Here is a 23,717-nt window from a genome sequence, read left to right on the forward strand (position 1 = left end):
CCGACACGGTGCCGGACGCCAGACCCTATTGCACATTCAGCCGCTCAGGAGTGGCACCCAGCGCGCGCCATTGCGGTACATACATCGATTCAACCTGCGGCGCAGGCACCTGATAGCTACCGGGGGTTACGGCGCGAGCCAGATACAGCAAGGTCAGTGGCCGATAGCCATCTACATCTACTGCTGCAATAAAGCGATCGTCACGGAACTCAAGGTGCTTAATGTTGGCCTGCTGCATATCATTCACCCGCTCCTGAACCTCCGTAGCGCTCTCGCCGAGACTGGCGCTGCTGTCTCCCAGGTTCTGGTTTTCCAGCTCCAGTCCGGCAGGCAGCAAATCAACTACCAGCGCGTCCGGCACCCGCTGCTGCGCTGAAACCTTCAGCACCACCAGCACCAGCTCACCGCTTTTCAGGTTGGCGAGTGATTTCTCTTTACCATCCAGCCCTAAATAGCTCCGGCTGATTTGCAAATTATTACTGTACGGAGCAGGCATACTCTGCGGATAGCCCACGGCATCCAGCCGGGTGTAGAGATTACTGCTGCCCTGGTTGCTGACTTCAATACCCGCGGTGAGCTGGGCTGCTGTCAGCGTTTTGTTCAGCGTTTCACTGCCACTTAATGCAGGAGATTGCCCGTTGAGACTGGCCTGCCAGTTTACGCCCGCCTGCTCCTGCAGCGTTCTGCCCGCAAGGAACAACGCGTTATTTTCCTGGGTTGATAGCCAGCGCTTACCATTAAGCTGCTGCGAGAGTTTTAACAGTAACTTACCCTGCTCATCTGGCAGTAGCTGGTTTTCTGCCAGCAGACTGAGGATCAGCGCATTGTCGCGCAGTTCACTGCCATAATCCTCCAGCCAGATATTATTAGCCGGACGCGGATGATTAATGCCCTCAGCGATCAGCTCGGTGCCACGTGGCGCATCGCCCATCAGCTTAAGCGCCAGTCCCAGTTGCACCAGCGGCAGCCCGGCCCTGGCACTCTCTTTTTTATCATACAGCGCGCGCAACGCGCCTAACGGTGCTTTTTGCTGACGCGCCAGCACCAGTGCCGCATAGGCCTGTACGCTGAAACGCGTTGCCGCCGGATCGTTGCTGTAATAGACCTCGATTTGATTGGCATCCTGCAAGTAGCGCAGCAGTCGTTGACTGGCGCGGTCCAGTAACGGTTTCGGAACGCTGTAGCCCTGTTCGCTGGCTCGAATCAGAAAATCAGTGACATAAGCCGTTAACCAAAACTCTTCCGGGTTGTCTTTGCTCCACAAGCCAAAACTGCCGTTGTAGCGCTGCATCCCAGCCAGCCGGTCAATGCCGGTGTCGATCGACTCACGTCGCACTTTGTCACTGCTACCCTTAATTCCCAACGCCACCAGCTGTGCGTGATTAGTAAACAGTGATGGATAAAGACCGCTGGCGGTTTGTTCAAGACAACCGTACGGATAGGCATAAAGTTCTCGAATATAACGGGCAATATTCAGTGGTGGCCGGCTGCCGATGGCCAGCTGCCCTTGCAGAGTGGCAGGAGCCAGTTCGCTAAGCGCCTCGGCTGGCACGCTCCACGCTTCGCCAGCCCGCACCACAGACTCGAAATTACGCGTCTCTGCCGGCCAGGCCGGGCGTACGCCAATTTTCCAGCTGTAATGGCTCGGGTTAACTTTTTCTCCCGGCAAGTTGATACCGGTAATATCAACTGCCAGTTCACCATCACCAAAACCAGTCAGGGCACTTACCGGTACAAACAGCGTGGTGCGTTCCCCAGCTTTAAGCGAAACACTCTGATTTTCTGCGCCATCAAGCTTCACCAGGCCCTGCGCCATCAGGCGCAAGTTTAGCGTTTGCGCCGTACCAGACAGGTTAGAGATATCCAGCGCCAGACGTGCACTGTCGCCTCCGGCCATAAAGCGCGGTGTCGCCAGTTCAGTCACCAGCGGCGCGGCAACCACAACCTTCTGCTCTCCCTGACCAAACTCCGCATCGCTCCAGGCCTGCGCCATCAAACGCAGCTCGCCGTTAAACTCAGGAATTTGCAGTTCAATACTGCCTTCACCATTGGCGTCGAGCGTTATCGGTTGCGCCTGTTGTGCCACAATATTGACGTGCGTAACCGGTTTTTTACCGCCGCGCGCCAGCGGATCGCCCTCATCACCATCACCACCGAAACGCAGCGTAGCTTGTCGCCCCTGCCCTTCAATCAGCTGGCCATAGACATCATATTGATCGGCGTTATAGCGCTTACGTCCAAAGAAACCGTTGAACGGATCAGGAGTTTTGTAATCGGTAATACTCAGTACACCGCTGTCTACCGCTGACAGCAGCAGATGGATATCTCTGGGTAGTTCACCTCCCTGACGCGCGGCTTTAACTTTCACCGTCAGGGTCTGATTTGGACGAATCTTTTGCGGCGCATCAAGGGTTAAAGCCAGTTTACGGTTATCATCAGCCAGCGGCAGATGCAATAGTCCCACTGCACGTTTTGGCGTAGTGCCTTTCTCTTTCTCGCCAGGACGAATAACTAATGCGCTGAGGTAAAGATCGTGTCGACGCCACTGCGGGTTAATCGGCACATCAACATTAATGCCTCCCGCTGGCACATCAATCTCCTGCCACCAGAGCGGACCATTACTGGACTCAAGCATCAGATAGCCTTTCCCTGCTGCCGGTGCTTCGATATGCACACTGGCTTTTTCACCCGGAAGATAGGCGGGTTTATCCAGTTTGAGTTTGACCTGATCGGGACGCAGTGCGCCGCTGCCATCAGTGTTGTCCTGCCAGCTGTACCCTGCCCAGAAGCGCAGGCTGGTTAGTGTTTTTTCATCGGCAGTCCGCACTTCAATACGGTATGAGCCCCAGTCAACCGGGAACTCAACGCGCGCGGTGCCATCCGCTGCCAGTGAAACCTGCTGCTGCTCCTCTTGCAAATCCTTCTGTTCATAGCGTGATTGCCAGCCCTCGCCATCAGAGAAGCTCCAGAAATAGTCGCGGCGCTCACGAATCAGGCGCACATCAAGGTTCTGCGCGGCCAGTTTCTGACCGCGAGCATTGGCCAGCACAATATCAAAGGCCGCCGTGCTGCCCTCTTCAACCATTGGCTGGCTGCGATAACTGTCGCTGCGGTAGTCGTAGACATCCTGATTACCAAACAGCGGACGAATACCCGGCAATGCCTCGGCCGGCCAGATTGACTGCGTGCTACGCCGCGTAACCGGACGACCTCCGGTTTCCAGCAGGCTGGCCTGCAAAATTAAATTTATCGGCGAATGCACATCTTTCCAGCCTGACTCCACGGCCACCACGGTGTCGCCCCCGGCATCCAGCGTCAGGTCGATTTCATCCAGGCTACGCTTCAGCCCCTCTTCAGTAATATCACCAAACTGATAACCCGGCAGTGCAGCAACGGCCTCGCGATTGGGCCGTAAAAACAGCTGGCCCTGCAGACGGTTGCCCGCCGCCGGTGCACCATACAGGTAGCGGCCATTAACCTGGAAAGTGACGTCATCAGCGTGCAGCAGTGGGCGCTCATCAGCTTTCAGCGACAGCGCCATACGCTCCGGCAAGAAATCTTCAACATTAAAGCGCCAGCTGCGTGGACGATCGTCGCCGGTATTTACCCGCAGCGTCCAGCTGCCGGTCGCAGCGGACTCAGGCAAACTGAAGCGGTACTGATACAGGCCATTTTCCGGTTGCCACACCAGCGTGCGCGCCACCTCACCATCGGGTTTGACCACTTCGAGCCTGACCGGCTGTGCAGGCAGAGGCTGACCATCGGCATCTCGCAGCAGTGCATTCACAATCACCGTTTCACCAGGCCGGTATAGATCGCGCGGGCCAAACATAAACAGTTGCTTGTCATAGCCTTCCGGACCGGCCACGGCAAATTCGGCCAAATCAAGTGCTGGTCGGTTAAGATCCAGTAGCGTGGTTTGATTATCGTTGGTCGCCAAAAGCAAAGCCGCTTTGGCCGAACGTTTTAACTGCGCATGCCCCTGCTTATCGCTTTGCACCTGCTGGAGTGTTTGCCCTTTTTCATCGAGCATGGTCAGCGTAATGCCCGACAGTGCTGCGCCATTCTCCAGGCTCTGACTGAAGACATCCATTTGCGTTGGGAACAGATGCAGTGACACACCGATATCACTGAGGGTAAACAACGTCGCGGCATTGCTGTAATTATAAGAGCCGGCTTTTTTCATTACCGCCAGATAGACACCCGGCTGCCGGAATGCTTCGATATCGCTTAGCGGCAGTAGCAGTTTTTCACGGGTATTGCGCGCCGGATTGAGGTCAAATCGTCCGCTGTACACCAGATCGGCCTTATTCAGCAGCTCTTCAGACTGCCAGCTTTGTAAGCTGTTACCGTACTCCCAGGCAGAGAGAAATGAAGGTAAAGAGGCAGATTTAATGCGGAAGAAATCGACATCGACGCTGTTAACATTCAGTGCCAGTACCGGGAGTCCCTGAGTAACGCGCGTCGGTAGCAGTGAACCTCGGCTGGCAAAACCGACCATTGGTTGCACGTCGCGAGTGGTAATTTCCTGCTCAAAGGCACTATCCAGCGCGGCACCGTTGGCGGCTTTTAATCCGCTATCTACGGTGGCGATCAGTTTACGGTTTGGTTCGAGATGACGAAAACGCAGCTCTTTACGGTTGGCGGAAAGCTCCCAGCCGCCGTCAATTGCACCATTTTTACTGTCAATCAGATGCAAGCGATCGGCGAAGTTCTGTTTATCATCCAGCGCCACGGAAAAAGTTGCCACCAGCGCGCTGGCACCTTCCAGCTGCACTTCTGACAGGTCCACCACCGTCAGCGGCTTTCCTTTGTCGCGTTCCGCTTGCGCTGCACGTTGCGCATCCGTCAGCTCCACTTTTTGCTGTGCTGTCGTGCTTTGCGATGAGGCGTTTTTTTCTGCCGCCGTAGCAACAGGCGTTTTTGTCTCCGCATCATCACATCCTGTCAGCAGCGCCAGCGCCAATAACGCAGCTAAACCCGCACCGTTCCTCAACCCGTTCATACTGTCTCCATGGCCTGATAAGCCTGCGAAATGAGAACGATAGTATGGCGGGAAATCAGCCAAAACGACCAGGTAAATTTATCAATTTGCGAGGGATTACGCAGAGGAGTGTTGATTCGCTATGCGCGGTGCAGCTTTTTACGAGCTGGCTCGTAAATTTCATTTAAGATCATTCGCATAATCTAAATTGTCTTGTGGAGTCAGGATAGATCGTCGACACTCAGACTAAGCTTTTCTTCAACACAGAACCCTAACGAGGCCGCTATGACAACCTCCTTCTTTGTTACCGCCGACTGGCTTGCCGAACACCAGAGTGAAAATGAGGTGCAGGTCATCGATGCGCGAATGCTTCCTCCTGGTCAGGAGCTGGTACGTGATATCACCGCCGAATATCTGGCCGGCCATTTGCCCGATGCCGTATTTTTTAATATCGAGGCACTTTCCGACCATACCAGCCCTTATCCGCATATGATGCCGCGTGCCGAAAGCTTTGCCGTAGCAATGCGTGAGCTGGGGATCAACGGCGATAAGCATCTGGTGGTCTACGACGAAGGCAATTTGTTTTCCGCACCGCGTGCGTGGTGGATGCTGCGTGCTTTTGGCGTCACGCAGGTGTCGATTCTGGCTGGCGGTTTACAGGGCTGGAAAGCGGCTGGATTACCGATTGAAAGCGGAGAAGTCTCACTGCCGGAAGGTGAGTTCGACGCGCAATATGATAACGATTTAGTCCGTCGGGTTACCGATGTGCTGTTGATCAGTCATGAAGGTACCGCGCAGATTATTGATGCACGCGCAGCAAATCGCTTTAACGGTGAAGTCGATGAACCGCGTCCAGGGCTGCATCGCGGCCATATTCCGGGCAGTCTGAACGTGCCATGGAATGAGCTGGTGAGAGATGGTCAATTGAAGCCGGCAGCGGAACTGGACGCTATTTTCCAGCGGCACGGTGTTGATCTGAAAAAGCCAATTGTTGCCAGCTGTGGTTCCGGCGTGACTGCGGTGGTGGTGATTCTGGCACTGACCACGCTGGGTGTGGCAAACGTCAAACTGTATGACGGCTCCTGGGGAGAATGGGGCAGCCGTGATGATTTACCGATTAAGAAAAATGTCTGAATAAACCGGCCGGGGCTAACCCGGCCAGTTCGCCAGTAGCACTAGTTGGCGTTTTTAAATTCGCGCAAGAAGCTGCCCCAACGGCGTTCGTAAAACGGCGTGATATGCGCGGTAAAGAAATGGCTGATGCCTTTCTCACCGTCAACCACCTCGCAGATATCGACCGGTTCGTCTTCGAGCATGGTATCCGTTGCCACACTGCCGGCGGCGCGAATAATCGCGTCTATATTGCTGTCTGCCTCGATGCCAATCAACAGATTAGGTGCTTCTTCTGCCGACTCTTTAATCTGCGCAACATAAGCACGGCGAACCTGCTTATGTTTAGCAAACAGTTGAGTCAGTGAGTCGATAACCTGCGCTGGCGGCTCTGCGATTTCTGACAACAGCAGCGGCGTGCCGCCTTCCAGCACCGTTTGCTGGCTCAGGGCGTCGCCACCTTCACCGATCAGTCTGGCAATTTCACTCGGGGAAAACTCTTTTCCTGTCGGTAATTTGGGATTCAGGAACAGAGTTTCACCCAGCGTCATTTCAAACAGGTTGCGCACCGGCATGATCAGGTAAGCCTGCTCATCTTTAACCGCCTGCTGCAATGCTTCGACAGAAGTAAAAAAAGGTATGATGCTGGCACCATCCTCTTTTTCCCAGTGCTGGAGATCAACGGCTGAGCTGGCATCCGGCTGCTCTGATTCACTTTCACCGGGTACCCATACGCTGGCACTCATTAACAGCTCAAAAAATTCAGGACGATGCGCCGCCTCAGTGGCTGCCAGTTTCAGCACCTCTTCCAGACGGTTATTCGATTGATTCATGGTGATATTCCGCGGCAAACATTTGTCCGGGCTGCATCAACGCCGCCCGGTGACAAACCAGCCGGATCGCTCCGGCTGGTTGACCATTATTTTAATAACAGGTTAGCGATGGTGCGCACGCCTAAGCCGGTTGCGCCAGCAGACCATTGATCCACCGCTCCTTTGCGATAGGTCGCGGAGCAGTCAATATGCAGCCAGCCTTTCTGATAGTTTTTCACAAAGTATGACAGGAAAGCAGCAGCAGAGCTGGCACCCGCGGCATGAGCCGGACTGGCAATATTGTTCAGATCGGCAAAATTTGACGGCAGATGGCTGCGATGGAACTCAGCCAGCGGCAGACGCCAGAATGGTTCATTCTCACTGGCCGCGCTTTCCATCAACTGTTGCGCCAGCTGGTCGTCAAAGCTGAATAAAGCGTGATAGTCGTTGCCCAGCGCCGTTTTCGCTGCGCCGGTCAGCGTCGCTGCATCGATTAACAGTTCAGGATTCTGTTCGCTGGCATCAATCAGGCCATCCGCCAGTACCAGACGCCCTTCGGCATCGGTATTCATCACTTCAACCGTCTTACCATTGCGGTAACGAATAATATCGCCCAGTTTGAACGCATTACCGCTGACCATATTTTCTGCACAGCAGAGATACAGTTTCACGCGCTTTTTCAGTCCACGGGAAATCGCCAGTGCCAGTGCGCCAGTTACCGTTGCGGCACCGCCCATATCAGATTTCATCGAATCCATAAAAGCGCTCTGCTTCAGGCTGTAACCACCGGTATCAAAGGTGATGCCTTTACCTACCAGGCAGGCGAATACCGGTGCGTTTTCATCACCAGTTGGGTTGTAATCCAACGCCAGCAGCGCCGGGCTACGCTGTGAGCCGCGCCCAACGGTATGAATACCCATATACTTCTGCTCGCGCAGATCGTCGCCTTTGGTAATGCGGTAGCTTACTGCGTCACCGCCAACGTCGCTCAGCAGGTCAACCGCGCTGCGTGCCAGCGTTGACGGGCTAAGCTCTTCGGCTGGCAGGTTGATCGTATGGCGTACCCAGTCAACGATCTTCAGACGACGATCGAACTCAGCGCGATCTTTCTCGCTCAGCTGCGCCCATTCCACGCTACGCTCGCCTTTTGGCCCACGATAGCCTTGCCAGAACGCCCAGCTTTTTTCTAAATCCCAGTCAGCGCCGCTCAGAGTGACCTGACGAATGCCCTGACCATCAATTTTGCGTGCTGCGCGCTGAATGGTCGCCAGTGGATCGTTGCCATTCAGATGAATAGTCATACCGCTGTCATTAGTGCTGAGGATCGCTTTTTCGCCCCAGCGTGCATCTGCCGCTGCCGTTGACAGTGTGATGTTCATTGCTTGTGTTGTCATCGCATGGCTCCTTGTTCTTTTATCGCTTAATAGGATATCGGTAAATTTTACAGCAGGCAGCACCCGTGCCGCCCTGAAGATATTTATCCAACCAGACTAACAGGCTCGCTTACAGAATCTTTTCATTGGATGCTGCCGGACAAGCATCATACATCGCTTAGGAAATTTCGCGACTGTCAGTCCATTTCTTGTTATTTCCTCAGATATAAAAAGGGCCGTATCGTAAGATCGGCCCTCGATAATCTGTGATTATTTACTGATCATCAGCCTGTTATCAGGCACATTCTCAGAGAGCGGCGCGGGAGAGTTGCCTTTCCTGCCACAGCGGCGAAAGCTCGCGCAGACGAGCGATAGATTTGCTCACCAGCACGATGGTGTAATCAATCTCTTCTTCCGTAGTAAAGCGGCCAAGCGAAAAACGAATCGAACTGTGTGCCAGCTCATCATTCAGGCCGAGGGCGCGCAACACGTAGGAAGATTCCATACTGGCAGAGGTGCAGGCTGAGCCAGAAGATACCGCAAGATCTTTTAGCGCCATAATCAGCGACTCACCTTCAACGAAGTTAAAGCTGACGTTAAGGATATTAGGCGCGCCATTTTCCAGCTCACCGTTAAGGTAAACTTCCTCGATCTGGCTGATACCATTCCACAGACGATGGCGTAAACTGCGCAGACGAGCCATTTCACTGGTCATCTCTTCTTTCGCGATGCGATAGGCTTCGCCCATGCCGACGATCTGGTGCACTGGCAGCGTGCCGGAACGCATACCGCGCTCATGTCCACCACCGTGAATTTGGGCTGCCAGCCGGATGCGCGGCTTGCGACGCACGTACAGCGCGCCGATACCTTTTGGTCCGTAAATTTTATGCGCAGAGAAAGACATTAAATCGACTTTCAGCTGGTTGAGGTCGATCGGCAGTTTGCCGACGCTCTGCGTCGCATCAACGTGATACAGCACGCCACGCGCATGGCACAGTTCACCAATGGCAGCGATATCCTGAATCACACCAATTTCATTATTAACATGCATAATTGACACCAGCACGGTATCTTCACGCATTGCGGCTTCAAGCGCTTTCAGGTCAATAAGGCCGTTACGCTGTGGCGCCAGATAAGTGACCTCGAAGCCTTCGCTTTCCAGCTGCTGGCAGGTATCCAGCACCGCTTTATGTTCTGTGGTGCAAGTGATGATGTGCTTGCCTTTCTGCTGGTAGAAAGACGCTGCGCCTTTAATCGCCAGGTTGTCAGACTCAGTGGCACCGGAAGTAAACACGATTTCACGGGGATCTGCGCCAACCAGCTCAGCAATCTGATTACGGGCGATATCAACCGCTTCTTCAGACTGCCAGCCATAGCGGTGAGAGCGGGAAGCCGGATTACCGAAAGTACCATCCAGAGTCAGATACTGCATCATTTTCTCGGCAACGCGCGGGTCAGCCGGGGTGGTGGCAGAGTAATCCAGATAAATCGGTAATTTCATTGCTCGTTAAGCTCCGTACTTCGCTTCAATATTAATAAATGCTGGTGTTATTTTTACCCTTGCCACGTCGAGGTGGCAAGGTGGGAATGCACACGGCGACCGGACAATCGCCGTTAAATCGGAAAGAACGAAATTAACTGGCGAGCAAACGGGTATTAACGTTAATCGTTTCCTGCAGGCGACCGTTAGGTAAACGACGGGTATCGACGCTGTCCTGACGATCGGCGACATCAAGGATTTCCTGATTGTTCACCAGCTCAGCCAGGGTGATATTATTCAGAAAATCACTGATACGCTCGCTCAGGTCACGCCACAGCACGTGAGTCAGACAGCGCTCACCACCCTGACACCCCTCTTTACCCTGACATTTGGTGGCATCAACCGACTCATCGACAGCGGTAATCACCGCGCCAACTGCGATAGCACCGGCATCTTTACCCAACAGATAACCGCCGCCCGGGCCACGAACGCTGGCAACCAGGCCATTTTTACGCAGGCGCGAGAACAGTTGCTCAAGATAGGAAAGCGAGATCCCCTGGCGTTCTGAAATATCCGCTAACGGCACCGGACCCTGATGAGAGTGCAGTGCAACGTCAAGCATGGCGGTAACGGCATAGCGGCCTTTAGATGTCAGTCTCATAGCTTTGGCAACCTCGGTTATACCCCTGTTGTTGGGGTGTTAACAAAATTTATTGAACCAAGTCTGACATTCCCGAGTGTTTTGGTCAACTATTTAACCAAGTAAATTACTCAAGTATTATTGTCAGACTAAAACCAAGGCTGCCGCCGCTAAATTCCTTTTAAAATAATGGGGTTATTTAATACCCTTCGTTTTTTCCAGCGATGAAAGCATACCGCGCAGAATATTTAACTCGTCACGTTCAGGACGCGCACGAGTATAAAGACGGCGCATTTTGCTCATTACCTGGCCTGGATTGCCTTCACGAATAAAGCCACTGCCGACCATCAGCTGCTCCATATGCTGATAAAAACGCTCGAGGTCATCGACCAGCGGATACGGTGATTCGGCAAACTCAGCCTGCGCCACTTCCTGCGACTGGAGAAACGCCATTCGCACTTCATAAGCGATAATCTGCACCGCCATCGCCAGGTTCAGCGAGCTGTATTCCGGGTTAGCAGCGATGGCCACGTGGTAGTGACACTTCTGTAACTCTTCGTTGGTCAGACCTACGCGCTCCCGACCAAACACCAGCGCCACCGGTGCCTGCTGGCCTTCTTCGATACTTTTCAAACCGCACTCACGCGGATCGAGCATCGGCCACGGCAGCGAGCGTGAACGCGCGCTGGTACCGACCACCAGACGACAACCGGCGATTGCCTCATCAAAGGTGTCGACAATTTTGGCATCGCCAATCACATCACTGGCTCCGGCGGCGAGAGCAATCGCCTGAGAGTCAGGTTTTACAAGTGGATTAACCAGATAAAGGTTGGTCAGGCCCATGGTTTTCATCGCGCGCGCGACGGAGCCCATGTTACCGGTATGAGAGGTTTCAACCAGGACAATACGGATGTTCTGCAGCATAGATTTTAGGAGCGTCTGTGAGATAGTTGTCGAATACTAGCATAAATGCAGGACATTTTCCGAACCCCCTGCTATACTCCGCGCCGTTTTCCCCGTTCTTTAACATCCAGTGAGAGATACTGATGCATCCGATGCTCAACATCGCCGTGCGCGCTGCGCGCAAGGCCGGAAATTTGATCGCCAAGAATTATGAAACCCCGGACGCAGTTGAAGCGAGCCAGAAAGGCAGCAACGACTTCGTCACCAATGTTGACCGCGACGCTGAACGCCTGATTATCGAGGTGATTCGCAAGTCTTATCCGCAACATACCATTATCACTGAAGAGAGTGGTGAATTGCCGGGCGAAGACCAGGATGTGCAATGGGTTATCGATCCACTGGATGGCACCACCAACTTCATTAAACGTTTACCACACTTCTCTGTTTCTATCGCCGTACGCATTAAAGGCCGTACCGAAGTGGCTGTGGTTTACGATCCAATGCGTAATGAACTGTTCAGCGCAGTGCGCGGCCAGGGTACCCAGTTAAATGGCTACCGTCTGCGTGGCGGCACCGCTCGCGACCTCGATGGCACTATTCTGGCCACCGGTTTCCCGTTCAAACTGAAGCAGCACGCCACACCATTTATCAACATCGTTGGCAAACTGTTCACACAGTGTGCAGACTTCCGTCGTACCGGTTCGGCTGCGCTGGATCTGGCTTACGTTGCGGCAGGTCGTGTTGATGGTTACTTTGAAATCGGCCTGAAGCCATGGGATTTCGCCGCGGGCGAACTGCTGGTGCGTGAAGCCGGTGGTCTGGTAACCGACTTTGTTGGCGGCCACAACTATCTCTCTTCCGGTAATATCGTTGCCGGTAATCCACGCGTAGTTAAAGCCCTGCTGGCGAATATGCGTGATGAACTGAGCGAAGCGCTGAAGCGTTAATTCGTTACGTGCGGGCCAGTAACTGCTGGCCCGCAGACTTAAAAAATTCGACGTATCCCACCAGACATCGCCGGTTGAGCGGTTTGCCATAAGATAATACCCGCGACAATTAACACCACACCGCCTGCCAGACCGAGACTTTGCAGCGCCACTTTTTGCCAGCCAGCGGTAGCCGAATGACGGCTCAATCTGATCGCCAGTGCGCGTGAGCTTTGCACCAGCAATGCCATCGTCGAGACGGTCACCGCGGTTCCCAGCGCCATTGCCACTGCCGATAACACTCCCCACAGATAGACACCGATGACCTTAGAAAACAGTAGCATCATTATTGCACCGGAACAGGGGCGCAACCCCATCGACAGCACAACTACCGCTTTAGTTTTCCAGCCCACTGCCTGCGCCAGCATCGCACTGTCAGGAACATGCTGATGGCCACAGCCGCAATTGGCATGATGAGCATGATCGGCGGCGCGGATGGCGGAGATTTTCAGCGTTGTAACCGGCGGGCGCAACAGCGACCACAGCTTGCGCAATGCCCGTAGCGACAGCCATGCACCCAGCACGATCACCATCAGGTAGCTACCTTTTTCCAGCCAGTAACTGCTGAGATGAAGCTGGCGCGATGAGAGTTTCAGCACCACTAGCATCACTGTAACCAGCGCAATCGCCATGAATCCCTGCACAATGGCCGCTGCCAGCGTCAGCTGCAGACTGGTTTTCACTTTAGTCGGATGGGTGGCTAAAAAAGTGGCGATGACCACTTTGCCATGGCCGGGGCCCGCCGCGTGCAAAATGCCATACAGCAGGCTGAATCCAATAAGCGCCAGACCAGCCTGATGAGGATTTAATGCCACCTGCTGTAGCAGTGCGGTCAATTGCTGGTGCAGAATTTTCTGCCACTGCACGCTCTGTAATAACAGCTGCGGCCACTGCTGCCATAGCCAGCCTGCGGCGATAATCAGCACCAGCACCAGCAGCAGCAATGGCCAGACGCTCAGCCAGCGCCGTCCCGTTTTACCCGGCAGCTTATTCACTGACATATCAGCGTCACCGTCTGGGCAAACTGACGGCCGAGATCCATATCTTCTGGTGGCGCATCGGCTTTATCCAGCGCCAATGCATAAGCTTTCATCGAAGCGCTGGGTTTCGGCGTTTTTAAGCTCAGCTTGCAGTGCTCCTGCCAGCCTTCAGGTAATTTCAGCGATTTTTCGTCGTCGTAAAACATATCTACAAAGTAAGTAGGATCAAAGGTCAGAAAAGTGTAGGTCTGCCCCTTCACCTTTTGCGGCTCGGCCAGCGGCAGTACAAAAGTTAACACTGCCTGATGCCCTTCACGCGTCAGATGATACTCAGTGGGCAGATTTTCAAACTTCACCGGCTTGCCGTCGTGCCAAATCTCGGTGAAATAGTGTTGGCCTAAAACATTAGCCATCACTTCCGCCGCCAGCTTCTTCCACACTTCCGAACCAGGCTTTGCATCTCCGGCATCGTACAGCAGGTCAGCGGAGGTGATTTCATCCATCTTCCACACCATCAGTAATCCATTCAGGGTATCCGGCTGTTTGCTTACCAGCGTAGTGTTGACCGAGATAAAGCTATGTGGATGTGCCCAGACAACCGGCGCAAACAACGCCATGATAATGCCCAGAGTGCGCGACAGCTTAGTGTTATAATGTAACAAAATCCAGTTCATCCGCTTTCCTGATTAAAAATTCTGTGACCCGCCTAAAACGTCTGAAGAAAAAACGGCCGTATCCCACGCGATGTAACGCTTTTTGTCTACTCTTAGCTCTGTTATGACCAACTGGAATAGCGAATGATGCGTGATGCGCCACCTTCTGCACCTCTCTTCTCCGGTTCACAGCGTCGTTGCCATCTGCTATTAGCACTTTATCTGCCTGATTCTGCGGTTACACTCGATTCACTCTGCCAGCTGAATGGCGTGGATCGGCAGCTTGCCCGGCAAGATATAGCCGAGGTTGGAGAAGAAATCCAGCGCTATCATCAGCTTGATATTCATCCTCTTCACGATGGCAGCTATCAGCTTAAGGGCGCTGAACTGGATCTCCGCCTGTGCCTGCTGCACTGGCTACGCCGTGCATTGCGACAGTCACCGGCGTTTGTCGAACAGCAGTTTGCCCCGGCTATTCGCCAATGGCTGAAAACGCGGCAGATTGAAAAAGCCGTCTGTGACGAGAAAAATTTGCAGGCGCTGATACAGCACTGCGCAGGCCGACTTAACCGTTGCTTTACCGAGCGCGATCGCCAACTGTTGCAGCTTTTTATGCAGTTTTCCCTCTGCCAACAAAGCTATGCTGATTTTACCCCAAGCCAACAGCAGTGGCTGGCCAGCAAAGCTGAACGGCTGGCGGCCGAAGATGTGGTCATACACTGGCAGAAGCGCTGCCGCACCGCGCCACATCCTAATGAAATCGATTTTTATGCCCTGTTATTCAGCATCCTGCACGCGCCGACTATCGATAACATCCGGCATGAAAATGAGCGCCAGCTGATGCAGTCAGTACGGCAGTTAATTGAGCGTTTTCAGACGCTGTCCGGCAAGCAATTTGGCGATGAGCATGGGCTGAGCAGTCAGTTGTATACCCATCTGGCCCAGGCGCTCGACCGCAGCCATTTTTCTATTGGTATCGACAATACGTTGACCGAAGAGATTATCCGGCTTTATCCGCGCCTGCTGCGCACCACCTGCCGCGCCATGGCACCCTTCGAAGCTGATTATGACGTCCATTTTTCGCCACAGGAATCCGGGCTGATTGCGATTATTTTTGGTGCCTGGCTAATGCAGGAAAGCGTCATGCAGGAAAAACAGGTGTTACTGCTGACCGGTAATAATCACCAGCTTGAGCAGGAAATTGAGCAGCAACTGCGCGAACTGACGCTGTTGCCGTTGAATATCAAATATCAGGATATGCATGAATTTCAGCGCGATGGCGCGCCGAAGGAGATAACACTGGTGATCTCACCTTACGCCACCCCACTGCCGCTCTTCTCACCACCGCTAATTCATGCGGAATTGCCGCTGAGTGAAACTCAGCAGCATCGTATCCAGTCTTTACTTGAGGCCTGACGTTTTCGCGGCCACCTTCGGACGCAGGAACAGTGCCGGTAGCACCACCAGCGCCATAACCCAGAACACGCCGCCCTGCAGGTGCTGGAACAATACACCGCACACCATGGTCATCACCGCAATTCCGCCGCCCATCGCCAGCGCCGAATAGACCGCCTGCAAACGAATAACTTCACTGCCCTGACGCGCGGCGATAAAGCGCATCGCGGCTAAATGACAAACGGTGAAGCTGCCACAGTGCAGCAGCTGCGCCACGATTAGCCACGGCAGCGCGGTGGTTGCCCCCATCACACTCCAGCGCACCAGCGCGCATACCGCCGACAGTAGCAGCAGGTCGCGCGCGCTCCAGCGGCGGAACAGCCGCCCACTGGAGGCAAAGATAATGATTTCCGCCACTACACCCAGCGACCATAAATAGCCGACGGTACTGGCAGAGTAACCGGCCTCTTGCCAGTAAATAGCGCTGAAGCCGTAATAGGCCGCATGTGCGCCCTGTAGCAGCGTGACACAGAGTAAAAAACGCCACACCGCATTCTCTTTCAGCATGGTCAGCCAGACTTGCCAGCCGGCATGTTCACCCTGCCGGGTTTCCCCCACCGGCATTACCGCGGGTTTAATCATCATTCCGCTGAACAGGCTGACGACGCCAATCATCAACAGCATCAGTATCGCCTGCGATGACCAGGCGCTGACCAGCACGCCGGTCAGCGCTGAACTGACGACAAACGCCAGCGATCCCCACAGCCGCACCGGCCCGTACACCAGCGAGATTTGTTGTTGCCAGGTGGCAGCCAGTGCGTCACTGAGCGGCACTAATGGCGAGAAAAACAGGTTAAAGCCTATCATCACCAGCAACAGCCAGACCCAACCAGCGCTGATCCAGAACCCCAGCACAAACAGCGCAGTTAACAGTGCCAGCAGGCGCAGCGCGGTAACTAACTGAGAGGGATTTTTAACCTGGGAGGCGATAAGCAAGCTACCGACAAAACGCGCAATCATTCCGGCGCCAAGCAGTAAGCCGATTTTTTCCGCTTCAAGCCCGGTGCCTTTCAGCCAGACGGCCCAGAAAGGTAAGTAGACACCATAAGCGAAGAAATATGTGAAGTAGGCCAGACCCAGCCAGTATGCAGAACGGATTGCCATTTTCCCTCCGACAATGAGGGCATCACTTTGGCAGACAGGCATTTAATAAGCAATCAGCAAAAAAAAACGGGGCACAAAATGCCCCGTTAACTCTGTTTATTGCCAGACCGGCAGCGATTTACTCAGGCGTAAACCGGGAAGCGCGCGCAGATTTCCAGTACTTTCTGCTTAACGCGTTCGATATTGGCTTCATCGTTGATATTGTCGAGAATATCAACAATCCAGCCAGCCAGCTCACGCACTTCAGCTTCTTTGAAGCCGCGACGGGTCACGGAAGGTGAACCAATGCGGATACCGGAAGTGACAAACGGGCTTTTCGGATCGTTAGGCACGCTGTTTTTGTTAACCGTGATATTCGCGCGACCCAGCGCAGCATCCGCTTCTTTACCGGTCAGGTTTTTATCAACCAGGTCCAGCAGGAACAGATGGTTATGCGTACCGCCGGAAACCACGTTGTAGCCACGCTCCAGGAACACGTCAACCATCGCTTTGGCGTTTTTAGCAACCTGCTGCTGATAAACCTTAAACTCAGGCTCCATCGCTTCTTTCAGCGCTACCGCTTTACCGGCAATCACGTGCATCAGCGGGCCGCCCTGTCCACCAGGGAACACAGCAGAGTTCAGTTTCTTGTACAGTTCTTCGTCGCCGCCTTTCGCCAGAATCAGGCCGCCACGCGGGCCTGCCAGCGTTTTGTGGGTGGTGGTGGTAACGATATGAGCGTGAGGAATCGGGTTAGGATAGACGCCTGCCGCAATCAGACCCGCAACGTGTGCCATATCCACAAACAGATAGGCACCGATGCTGTCGGCGATTTCACGCATTTTTGCCCAGTCGCAGACGCCAGAGTAAGCAGAGAAACCACCGATGATCATTTTCGGTTTATGTTTCTGCGCCTGTGCCGCCAGCTCTTCGTAATCGATTTGGCCAGTTTCGTCGATGCCGTAAGGCACCACGTTGTACAGTTTACCGGACAGGTTAACCGGGGAACCGTGGGTCAGGTGACCACCGTGCGCCAGATTCATACCAAGAATGGTGTCGCCTGGCTGCAACAGCGCAGTGTAGACCGCGAAGTTAGCCTGCGAACCTGAGTGCGGCTGCACGTTGGCGTAATCAGCACCAAACAGCTCTTTTGCACGATCAATCGCCAGTTGCTCGACGATATCAACATACTCGCAGCCGCCGTAGTAACGTTTGCCCGGATACCCTTCGGCGTATTTGTTAGTCAGCTGTGAACCTTGCGCCTGCATAACACGCGGGCTGGTGTAGTTTTCAGAAGCAATCAGCTCAATGTGCTCTTCCTGACGCACTTTCTCTTGCTCCATCGCCTGCCACAACTCGGCATCATAATCGGCAATGTTCATATCACGCTTTAACATCCGCATCTCCTGACTCAGCTAACTTAAAAAACGGCAGTGAATGGCCCCTCAGGGCTAAGGCCCACAGTTTAAACTGTTTTACCGGGTGATGGATAGCGTCAAACACAGCTTTTTACGCAAACGATTGGCTTCAATGCTGGCAAGGGTTTAATACAGTTTTTGCAAGCTTTTACTTCACGATTGTTCTTCATCACCAGTTGCGCTTTCTTCATGTCCAGTTAAATTCGTTAAGCTGATAAAAAACCATTTTTAACCCGTGGTTATTTACAACCTGCCGCCCTTCGCTATAAGATGCATTTAAAATACATCTTTAAGATTATCTCTTTGTGAGGAGTGACACCATGCTAGATGCACATACCATCGCCATCATCAAATCGACGATTCCGGCCATCGCTGCCACTGGTCCAAAACTTACCGCCCATTTTTATGACCGCATGTTTGCCCATAACCCTGAACTGAAAGATGTGTTCAATATGAGCAATCAGCGAAATGGCGATCAGCGCGAGGCATTATTTAATGCTATCTGCGCTTATGCGACCAACATTGAAAATTTGTCAGCAATCTTGCCGGCGGTGGAACGCATCGCGCAGAAACACGCCAGCATTAATATCCAGCCCCAGCAATACCAGATCGTCGGCCAGCATCTGCTGGCAACCATCGATGAACTGATGAGCCCGGGAAATGAGGTACTGGAAGCCTGGGGTAAAGCTTATGGCGTACTGGCGAACGTGTTTATTCAGCGCGAAGAGGCCATTTATCAGCAGTCGGAGCAGAAACCCGGCGGCTGGCGTAATACCCGTGCATTTCGTATCAGCGCGATCAATGCTGAAAGTAGCCTGATTAACAGCTTTGTGCTGACGCCGGTCGACGGACAGCCGGTAGCCGACTATCTTCCAGGGCAATATCTTGGTATCACTATCAACGACGAGAGCTTTGAAAATCAGGAAATCCGTCAGTATTCACTGACCCGCTCTCCGGATGGCCAGAGCTATCGTATTGCGGTAAAGCGTGAGCCGATGGGCACCGTCTCTGGCTGGCTGCATCATAAAGCTCAGGTTGGCGACGTCGTTCAGCTGGCAGCGCCAGCCGGTGATTTCTTTATGGATATCAGCCCAGAGACCCCGGTAACGCTGATTTCAGCAGGCGTCGGCCAGACACCGATGCTGGCAATGCTGCATAACCTGGCTGACAATCAGCATCGCGCAGCAGTAAACTGGCTGCACGCGGCAGAAAATGGTCAGGTGCATGCGTTCAGGGATGAAGTTAACGCGCTGGGTGCCAAACTGCCCGCCTTCAACAGCCACATCTGGTATAACCAGCCTGAAGCAGCCGACAAAGGTCATTTTGACAGCGCCGGACTAATGGATATGGCTTCAACCGACGCGAATCTGGCCAGCGCTGAGATGCAGTTTTATATCTGCGGTCCGATTGGTTTTATGCAGTTTGCGGTGAAACAGTTACTGGATGCAGGCGTGCGGTCGGCAAATATTCATTATGAAGTATTTGGCCCGCACAAAGTCGTGTAATCCGGGCACGGGCGGCGAGAACGCCGCCCACAAGGATTAGATCGCTTCTTCGTCTTCTTCGCCGGTGCGGATGCGCACAACGCGGGCCACATCAAACACAAAGATTTTACCGTCGCCAATTTTACCGGTTTGCGCGGTCTGCATGATGGTTTCGACGCAGGTATCAACGATATCGTCGGCAACCACAATTTCAATTTTCACCTTTGGCAGAAAATCGACCATATACTCCGCGCCGCGATACAGTTCGGTGTGGCCTTTCTGACGACCAAAGCCTTTCACTTCAGTCACGGTCATCCCGGTGATGCCGACTTCGGCCAGTGCCTCACGCACGTCATCGAGTTTGAACGGTTTAATAATCGCATCAATCTTTTTCATGGCAGACCCTTTTTCGCTCCCTCCGTGGCCGGACGGGTAACATTAACTAGACGAGTTACGGACAGATAGCCGAATGCGGCCTGTCTCTCTGAGTGGCAGCTAAGCTAACATAACTCGATGCCGAAGCGGCATAAAAACTACTCTTTAAAATCGGCGGCATCCAGCTCATGGCGCGACAGCAGCTTATAAAACTCGGTGCGATTACGCCCGGCAAGGCGAGCCGCATTTGTGACATTGCCTTTGGTCATTTGCAGTAGTTTACGCAGGTAGTTGAGTTCAAACTGGTTACGCGCCTCGACAAAGGTCGGCAAAGCGGTATTTTCCCCTTCCAGCGCCTGCTCTACCAGCGCATCACCGATTACTGGCGAAGAAGTCAGCGCCACGCACTGCTCAATCACGTTGACCAACTGACGCACGTTACCTGGCCAGCTGGCAGCCATCAGCCGTTTCATCGCGTCGGTGGAGAAACTTCGCACCTGGGGTTTATGGCGGCTCGCCGACTGGCGCAGCAGATGATTAGCCAGCAGCGGAATATCCTCCGCGCGCTCATGCAGTGCCGGAATACGCAGATTCACCACGTTCAGACGATAAAACAGATCTTCACGAAACTCTTTCTTCTCCATCGCTTTCGGCAGGTCGCGATGGGTAGCGGAAATAATGCGGACGTTAATCTCCAGATCGCGATTGCTGCCGAGCGGGCGCACTTTACGCTCCTGCAACACGCGCAGTAATTTAACCTGCAACGTCTGCGGCATATCACCAATTTCATCTAAAAATAGCGTGCCGCCTTCTGCCGCCTGGAACAATCCTTCACGGGCACTGACCGCGCCGGTAAATGCACCTTTGGCGTGACCAAACAGCTCGGACTCCAGCAGCTGCTCGGGCAGTGCGCCGCAGTTAATCGCAATAAACGCCTTTTTGGCACGCGGACTGGCAGCATGAATGGCCTGTGCCAGCACCTCTTTCCCGGTACCGCTCTGGCCGTTAATCAATACGCTGACATCCGACTGCGCCACCATCCGCGCCTGCTCCAGCAGCCTTAGCATTAGCGGGCTGCGCGTAACAATCGAATCCCGCCAGCTATCATCAGTGGCCGGTGCGCTGTGTGCCAGCGCTTCATCGATCGCTTTATACAGTGCGTCGCGATCGACCGGTTTAGTCAGAAAGCTGAATACCCCTTGCTGAGTGGCTGAGACCGCTTCTGGAATCGAACCGTGCGCGGTAAGAATAATCACTGGCATTCCCGGATGCAGCTTCTGGATTTCACTGAACAGCGCCAACCCGTCCATTTCGTCCATGCGCAGATCGCTGATCACCAGCTCTACTTTCTCTTTGGCTAACTGGCGCAATGCCTCCGGCCCGCTGGCGGCGGTGGTTACCTGGAAGCCCTCGCTGGTCAGGCGCATCCCGAGCAGCTTGAGTAAACTCGGATCGTCATCGACCAGCAGTAAACGGGCTGATTTACCTTGAATCATGGGTTATCGCTCTCCGTTGCGCCTGCTGTTTGATCTGATGTTGACGGCACATAAGTCTCATCTGCCTGCACTGCGCCTGGCGCATCCCCCTTCCCTGCCACATGGGCATTATCAGAAACATCAGCCGATTTGCGTGACGACAGTTGCCGTTCAATATCGGTCAGCGTTTCCAGTTTGCGTCGGGTATCTGCCAGCTCACGCGCCAGCAGATGCTGATGCTGTCGCAGAGCATCAAGCTCGCTGTCGCTGGTTTGTTGCAGATGATAGTAGCGGGTTCGCTCCTGAGACAGCTGTAACTGCGCCGCCTGATTATCACGCCACAGTTGTAATAAAGGGCGAATTGATGGCGGATAAGCGAAGCTGAAGCTGTCCAGGTGCTCCATATACTGACGTCGCTCGACCGGCGTCACATTGCCGTTGCTCAGCAACACCCCCTGTTTAAAGGTATTTTGCCAGCTTTCTGCCGGCCACTCACGTGCATGCGCTCGCGCTTCCACCGGAGAAAGCCGCGTGCCGCAATCCATTACCCGCATCCAGTAAAGTGGATTTTTCATGCTCTCTTCGTCTTCTATCTGCAAGACACGATCGCAGCCTACCGACAGATAATCGACGATTTTGATTTCCGGCTCCACCACCATATTTTTTTTACTGTTGGATTGTGGTTGATGAGCTGGCTGGCTGCACGCTGCCAGGAGTACTGGCACAATCATCGCCGTGATCCTGCCAAACGGGCGGGAGACCACGGCAGAAAAAAATTGAAATTTCATTCGATTATTCTTTCCCGGCGGTTAAATTCAATTCGATACGGAAGCAGACATCTGCATCGTCTGCCGCCACCAGGTGAAGATCACCCTGCATTCGCCGTATACAATCTTTGGCAATACTCAACCCCAAACCACTGCCCTTTACCGCGCCTTTGCGTTGCAGGCTGCCCTGGAAAAAGGGTTCAAAAATCATTGCCTGTTCTCCTGCTGGGATTGGCGTGCCGGTATTAGACACATCAATAAAAATGCGCTGTCCTTGCTGATAACTGCGCAGCCAGATGTTACCGGATTCGCTGCCGTAGTGCACCGCGTTAGAGTAGAGATTATCGATGACACGCATTAATAAAGTCGATTCAGCACGGCAGTGTGTTACCTGCAGATCGATAGCGGTGTGGATTAGCTTAGCGCGTGCGGTAAGACTGTGCGACGAGACAACAATATCGATGATTTCATCCAGCGCCACATCTTCCAGTTCGGTCGGGCCATCCGCCAGTTTGCGGTTGTAATCCAGCAGTTGCTCAATCAGCTTCTGCAGATGCCGACTACTCTGGTTAAGAATACTCACTACCTCTTTCTGATCGGCGGTCAGTGGGCCGGCCACCTGATCGGCCAGCAGCTCGGTTCCCTCACGCATACTGGCCAATGGCGTTTTCAACTCGTGCGAAATATGGCGTAAAAACTCATGGCGCTGTGACTCCAGCCACGCCAGACGTTCACTGAGCCAGATAATTCGCTGCCCCAGCGATCGAATCTCTCTTGGACCTTTAAACAGCACGCTGTCACCGAGCGGCCGCCCTTCTCCCAGCCGGTTTATCATCCGCTCGACCCCTTTTACCGGGCCGATGATCATGCGGGTAAACAGCAGCACCAACGCCAGGCTAACTAAAAACAGAATCAGTGCCTGCCAGCCAAAATACTGACCACGATCGGCAATCTCACGCTGCAACTGTAACCCGCGCGAGAATACCACTTCGCGTGTTGCCTGGACCATCTGCGCGTTAGCATTAGAAAAATCGTCCAGATTCTCCGCTGCCTCCTGCAGAGGGTTACTGTTTTGACAGTGTAATTGGGAGAGCTGAGTAAGAAGTTGCCGCAGGCTGCGGTAATAACGAATATCAGGCAGTGCCGGCGCATGCGCATCAAGCATTCGTGAATAGCGGCCGTGCTGAGTCTGATACAGGCGCGCCAGCATCGGATCGTCCAGTACGCAATACTGACGATAACTACGCTCCAGCTCCAGCGCGGTACGCGCCATCGCCTCGCTACGACGTACATCGGTTAACGTCGTCCGGTTGGTATCTGCCGCGCGGTCACTCAACGCCGCCAGACTTTCCCATGCCTGCCATGCCAGTACCAGCAGTGGTAACAGTACCAGCAGAAAAGCCATCAAAACCAGTTGCCGCAATGAACGCGGAAAGAGCAGCCATTTCTTCACGAAGTTGATCCCTGTGCAAATTCTGCTGTTGATGCTAGCTGAGTGCGCAACGGGAGGAAAGCGCCAGAGCGCAAAAGAAAAACGGCAGATTCAAAGAATCTGCCGTTTATATCACGATGACACAGTGGTCATCGCAACTGAAGAGGTGGTGCCTAACTCAACGTTGCGTCCGATGCTTGATAAAGTCACAAAGTGATCTGTTATCGGTTTGGTGGACGGCAGGCACCGTATTGTGCGTCATTCGAAGTTTTATGAAGCGCTTGTCCGCTTACGCAGGGCTGTCATA

General features: G+C 53.6%; 18 protein-coding genes. 4 read left to right on the forward strand and 14 right to left on the reverse strand.

What is annotated here, in order from left to right; translation table 11 throughout:
• Positions 1-25 precede the first annotated feature (25 nt).
• Positions 26-5,005 carry an alpha-2-macroglobulin family protein gene (locus tag RIN69_RS16735; RefSeq protein ID WP_313853181.1) on the reverse strand — a complete coding sequence of 1,660 codons (4,980 nt, stop codon included), beginning with the start codon at positions 5,003-5,005 and terminating at the stop codon, positions 26-28.
• Positions 5,006-5,269: 264 nt separating this feature from the next.
• On the opposite strand from RIN69_RS16735, the gene sseA reads away from it, so the two are divergent.
• Positions 5,270-6,118 (forward strand): 3-mercaptopyruvate sulfurtransferase, encoded by an 849-nt coding sequence (sseA, locus tag RIN69_RS16740; RefSeq protein WP_313853182.1) that lies wholly within the window; start codon positions 5,270-5,272, stop codon positions 6,116-6,118.
• 41 nt (positions 6,119-6,159) lie between these two features.
• Here sseA and sseB read toward each other — a convergent pair whose 3' ends face one another.
• The 5 genes from sseB to trmJ form a co-directional block, all read right to left on the reverse strand.
• Entirely contained in the window at positions 6,160-6,927 is a 768-nt protein-coding gene (sseB, locus tag RIN69_RS16745) for an enhanced serine sensitivity protein SseB (protein ID WP_313853184.1), read from the reverse strand.
• Between the two features lie 86 nt (positions 6,928-7,013).
• Positions 7,014-8,300, reverse strand: a complete 1,287-nt coding sequence (gene pepB, locus RIN69_RS16750; protein ID WP_313853185.1) for an aminopeptidase PepB — start codon at positions 8,298-8,300, stop codon at positions 7,014-7,016.
• A 286-nt stretch (positions 8,301-8,586) separates the two neighbouring features.
• On the reverse strand, positions 8,587-9,780 hold the full coding sequence (locus tag RIN69_RS16755; protein ID WP_313853186.1) for an IscS subfamily cysteine desulfurase: 1,194 nt from the start codon (positions 9,778-9,780) through the stop codon (positions 8,587-8,589).
• Positions 9,781-9,913: 133 nt separating this feature from the next.
• Positions 9,914-10,420 (reverse strand): Fe-S cluster assembly transcriptional regulator IscR, encoded by a 507-nt coding sequence (gene iscR / locus RIN69_RS16760; protein WP_313853187.1) that lies wholly within the window; start codon positions 10,418-10,420, stop codon positions 9,914-9,916.
• A gap of 174 nt (positions 10,421-10,594) precedes the next feature.
• The gene (gene trmJ, locus RIN69_RS16765) at positions 10,595-11,323 is read right to left on the reverse strand and encodes a tRNA (cytosine(32)/uridine(32)-2'-O)-methyltransferase TrmJ (RefSeq protein WP_313853188.1); all 729 of its coding nucleotides are present in this window, start codon (positions 11,321-11,323) and stop codon (positions 10,595-10,597) included.
• Positions 11,324-11,445: 122 nt separating this feature from the next.
• On the opposite strand from trmJ, the gene suhB reads away from it, so the two are divergent.
• Positions 11,446-12,249 (forward strand): inositol-1-monophosphatase, encoded by an 804-nt coding sequence (suhB, locus tag RIN69_RS16770; protein ID WP_313853190.1) that lies wholly within the window; start codon positions 11,446-11,448, stop codon positions 12,247-12,249.
• A gap of 38 nt (positions 12,250-12,287) precedes the next feature.
• Here the strand turns inward: suhB and RIN69_RS16775 are convergent, their stop codons facing one another.
• Positions 12,288-13,289, reverse strand: coding sequence for a nickel/cobalt transporter (locus RIN69_RS16775; protein ID WP_313853191.1), 1,002 nt, complete (start codon positions 13,287-13,289; stop codon positions 12,288-12,290).
• Positions 13,280-13,942 (reverse strand): DUF1007 family protein, encoded by a 663-nt coding sequence (locus tag RIN69_RS16780; protein ID WP_390902394.1) that lies wholly within the window; start codon positions 13,940-13,942, stop codon positions 13,280-13,282. Before RIN69_RS16780 ends, RIN69_RS16775 begins: the two co-directional genes overlap by 10 nt.
• Before the next feature lie 126 nt (positions 13,943-14,068).
• Between RIN69_RS16780 and csiE the strand changes: the two genes are divergently transcribed.
• Positions 14,069-15,337: a stationary phase inducible protein CsiE gene (csiE, locus tag RIN69_RS16785; protein WP_313857782.1), complete on the forward strand. Its 1,269-nt coding sequence runs from the start codon at positions 14,069-14,071 to the stop codon at positions 15,335-15,337.
• Here the strand turns inward: csiE and RIN69_RS16790 are convergent.
• Together RIN69_RS16790 and glyA are read right to left on the reverse strand one after the other, a co-directional pair.
• Positions 15,323-16,480 (reverse strand): 3-phenylpropionate MFS transporter, encoded by a 1,158-nt coding sequence (locus RIN69_RS16790; protein ID WP_313853193.1) that lies wholly within the window; start codon positions 16,478-16,480, stop codon positions 15,323-15,325. The two genes, csiE and RIN69_RS16790, sit on opposite strands and share 15 nt — an antisense overlap.
• A gap of 122 nt (positions 16,481-16,602) precedes the next feature.
• Positions 16,603-17,856 carry a serine hydroxymethyltransferase gene (glyA, locus tag RIN69_RS16795; RefSeq protein ID WP_313853195.1) on the reverse strand — a complete coding sequence of 418 codons (1,254 nt, stop codon included), beginning with the start codon at positions 17,854-17,856 and terminating at the stop codon, positions 16,603-16,605.
• Positions 17,857-18,197: 341 nt separating this feature from the next.
• Between glyA and hmpA the strand changes: the two genes are divergently transcribed.
• Positions 18,198-19,382 carry an NO-inducible flavohemoprotein gene (gene hmpA / locus RIN69_RS16800; protein ID WP_313853197.1) on the forward strand — a complete coding sequence of 395 codons (1,185 nt, stop codon included), beginning with the start codon at positions 18,198-18,200 and terminating at the stop codon, positions 19,380-19,382.
• Between the two features lie 36 nt (positions 19,383-19,418).
• Here hmpA and glnB read toward each other — a convergent pair whose 3' ends face one another.
• The 4 genes from glnB to RIN69_RS16820 form a co-directional block, all read right to left on the reverse strand.
• Positions 19,419-19,757 carry a nitrogen regulatory protein P-II gene (gene glnB / locus RIN69_RS16805; protein WP_052901288.1) on the reverse strand — a complete coding sequence of 113 codons (339 nt, stop codon included), beginning with the start codon at positions 19,755-19,757 and terminating at the stop codon, positions 19,419-19,421.
• Positions 19,758-19,894: 137 nt separating this feature from the next.
• On the reverse strand, positions 19,895-21,232 hold the full coding sequence (gene glrR, locus RIN69_RS16810; protein WP_390902395.1) for a two-component system response regulator GlrR: 1,338 nt from the start codon (positions 21,230-21,232) through the stop codon (positions 19,895-19,897).
• Entirely contained in the window at positions 21,229-21,999 is a 771-nt protein-coding gene (gene qseG, locus RIN69_RS16815) for a two-component system QseEF-associated lipoprotein QseG (protein WP_313853200.1), read from the reverse strand. The genes glrR and qseG overlap by 4 nt, the downstream gene beginning before the upstream one ends.
• 4 nt (positions 22,000-22,003) lie before the next feature.
• On the reverse strand, positions 22,004-23,431 hold the full coding sequence (locus RIN69_RS16820) for a sensor histidine kinase (protein WP_313853202.1): 1,428 nt from the start codon (positions 23,429-23,431) through the stop codon (positions 22,004-22,006).
• Positions 23,432-23,717 lie beyond the last annotated feature (286 nt).

The organism is Winslowiella toletana (assembly GCF_032164335.1).
In the GTDB taxonomy this organism is placed as follows: Bacteria; Pseudomonadota; Gammaproteobacteria; order Enterobacterales; family Enterobacteriaceae; genus Erwinia; species Erwinia toletana_A.

Coding starts and splice junctions, on each gene's coding strand:
- RIN69_RS16735 (WP_313853181.1), bottom strand. CDS start 5,005: ATGAACGGGTTGAGGAACGGTGCGGGTTTAGCTGCGTTATTGGCGCTG.
- sseA (WP_313853182.1), top strand. CDS start 5,270: ATGACAACCTCCTTCTTTGTTACCGCCGACTGGCTTGCCGAACACCAG.
- sseB (WP_313853184.1), bottom strand. CDS start 6,927: ATGAATCAATCGAATAACCGTCTGGAAGAGGTGCTGAAACTGGCAGCC.
- pepB (WP_313853185.1), bottom strand. CDS start 8,300: ATGACAACACAAGCAATGAACATCACACTGTCAACGGCAGCGGCAGAT.
- RIN69_RS16755 (WP_313853186.1), bottom strand. CDS start 9,780: ATGAAATTACCGATTTATCTGGATTACTCTGCCACCACCCCGGCTGAC.
- iscR (WP_313853187.1), bottom strand. CDS start 10,420: ATGAGACTGACATCTAAAGGCCGCTATGCCGTTACCGCCATGCTTGAC.
- trmJ (WP_313853188.1), bottom strand. CDS start 11,323: ATGCTGCAGAACATCCGTATTGTCCTGGTTGAAACCTCTCATACCGGT.
- suhB (WP_313853190.1), top strand. CDS start 11,446: ATGCATCCGATGCTCAACATCGCCGTGCGCGCTGCGCGCAAGGCCGGA.
- RIN69_RS16775 (WP_313853191.1), bottom strand. CDS start 13,289: ATGTCAGTGAATAAGCTGCCGGGTAAAACGGGACGGCGCTGGCTGAGC.
- RIN69_RS16780 (WP_390902394.1), bottom strand. CDS start 13,942: ATGAACTGGATTTTGTTACATTATAACACTAAGCTGTCGCGCACTCTG.
- csiE (WP_313857782.1), top strand. CDS start 14,069: ATGCGTGATGCGCCACCTTCTGCACCTCTCTTCTCCGGTTCACAGCGT.
- RIN69_RS16790 (WP_313853193.1), bottom strand. CDS start 16,480: ATGGCAATCCGTTCTGCATACTGGCTGGGTCTGGCCTACTTCACATAT.
- glyA (WP_313853195.1), bottom strand. CDS start 17,856: ATGTTAAAGCGTGATATGAACATTGCCGATTATGATGCCGAGTTGTGG.
- hmpA (WP_313853197.1), top strand. CDS start 18,198: ATGCTAGATGCACATACCATCGCCATCATCAAATCGACGATTCCGGCC.
- glnB (WP_052901288.1), bottom strand. CDS start 19,757: ATGAAAAAGATTGATGCGATTATTAAACCGTTCAAACTCGATGACGTG.
- glrR (WP_390902395.1), bottom strand. CDS start 21,232: ATGATTCAAGGTAAATCAGCCCGTTTACTGCTGGTCGATGACGATCCG.
- qseG (WP_313853200.1), bottom strand. CDS start 21,999: ATGAAATTTCAATTTTTTTCTGCCGTGGTCTCCCGCCCGTTTGGCAGG.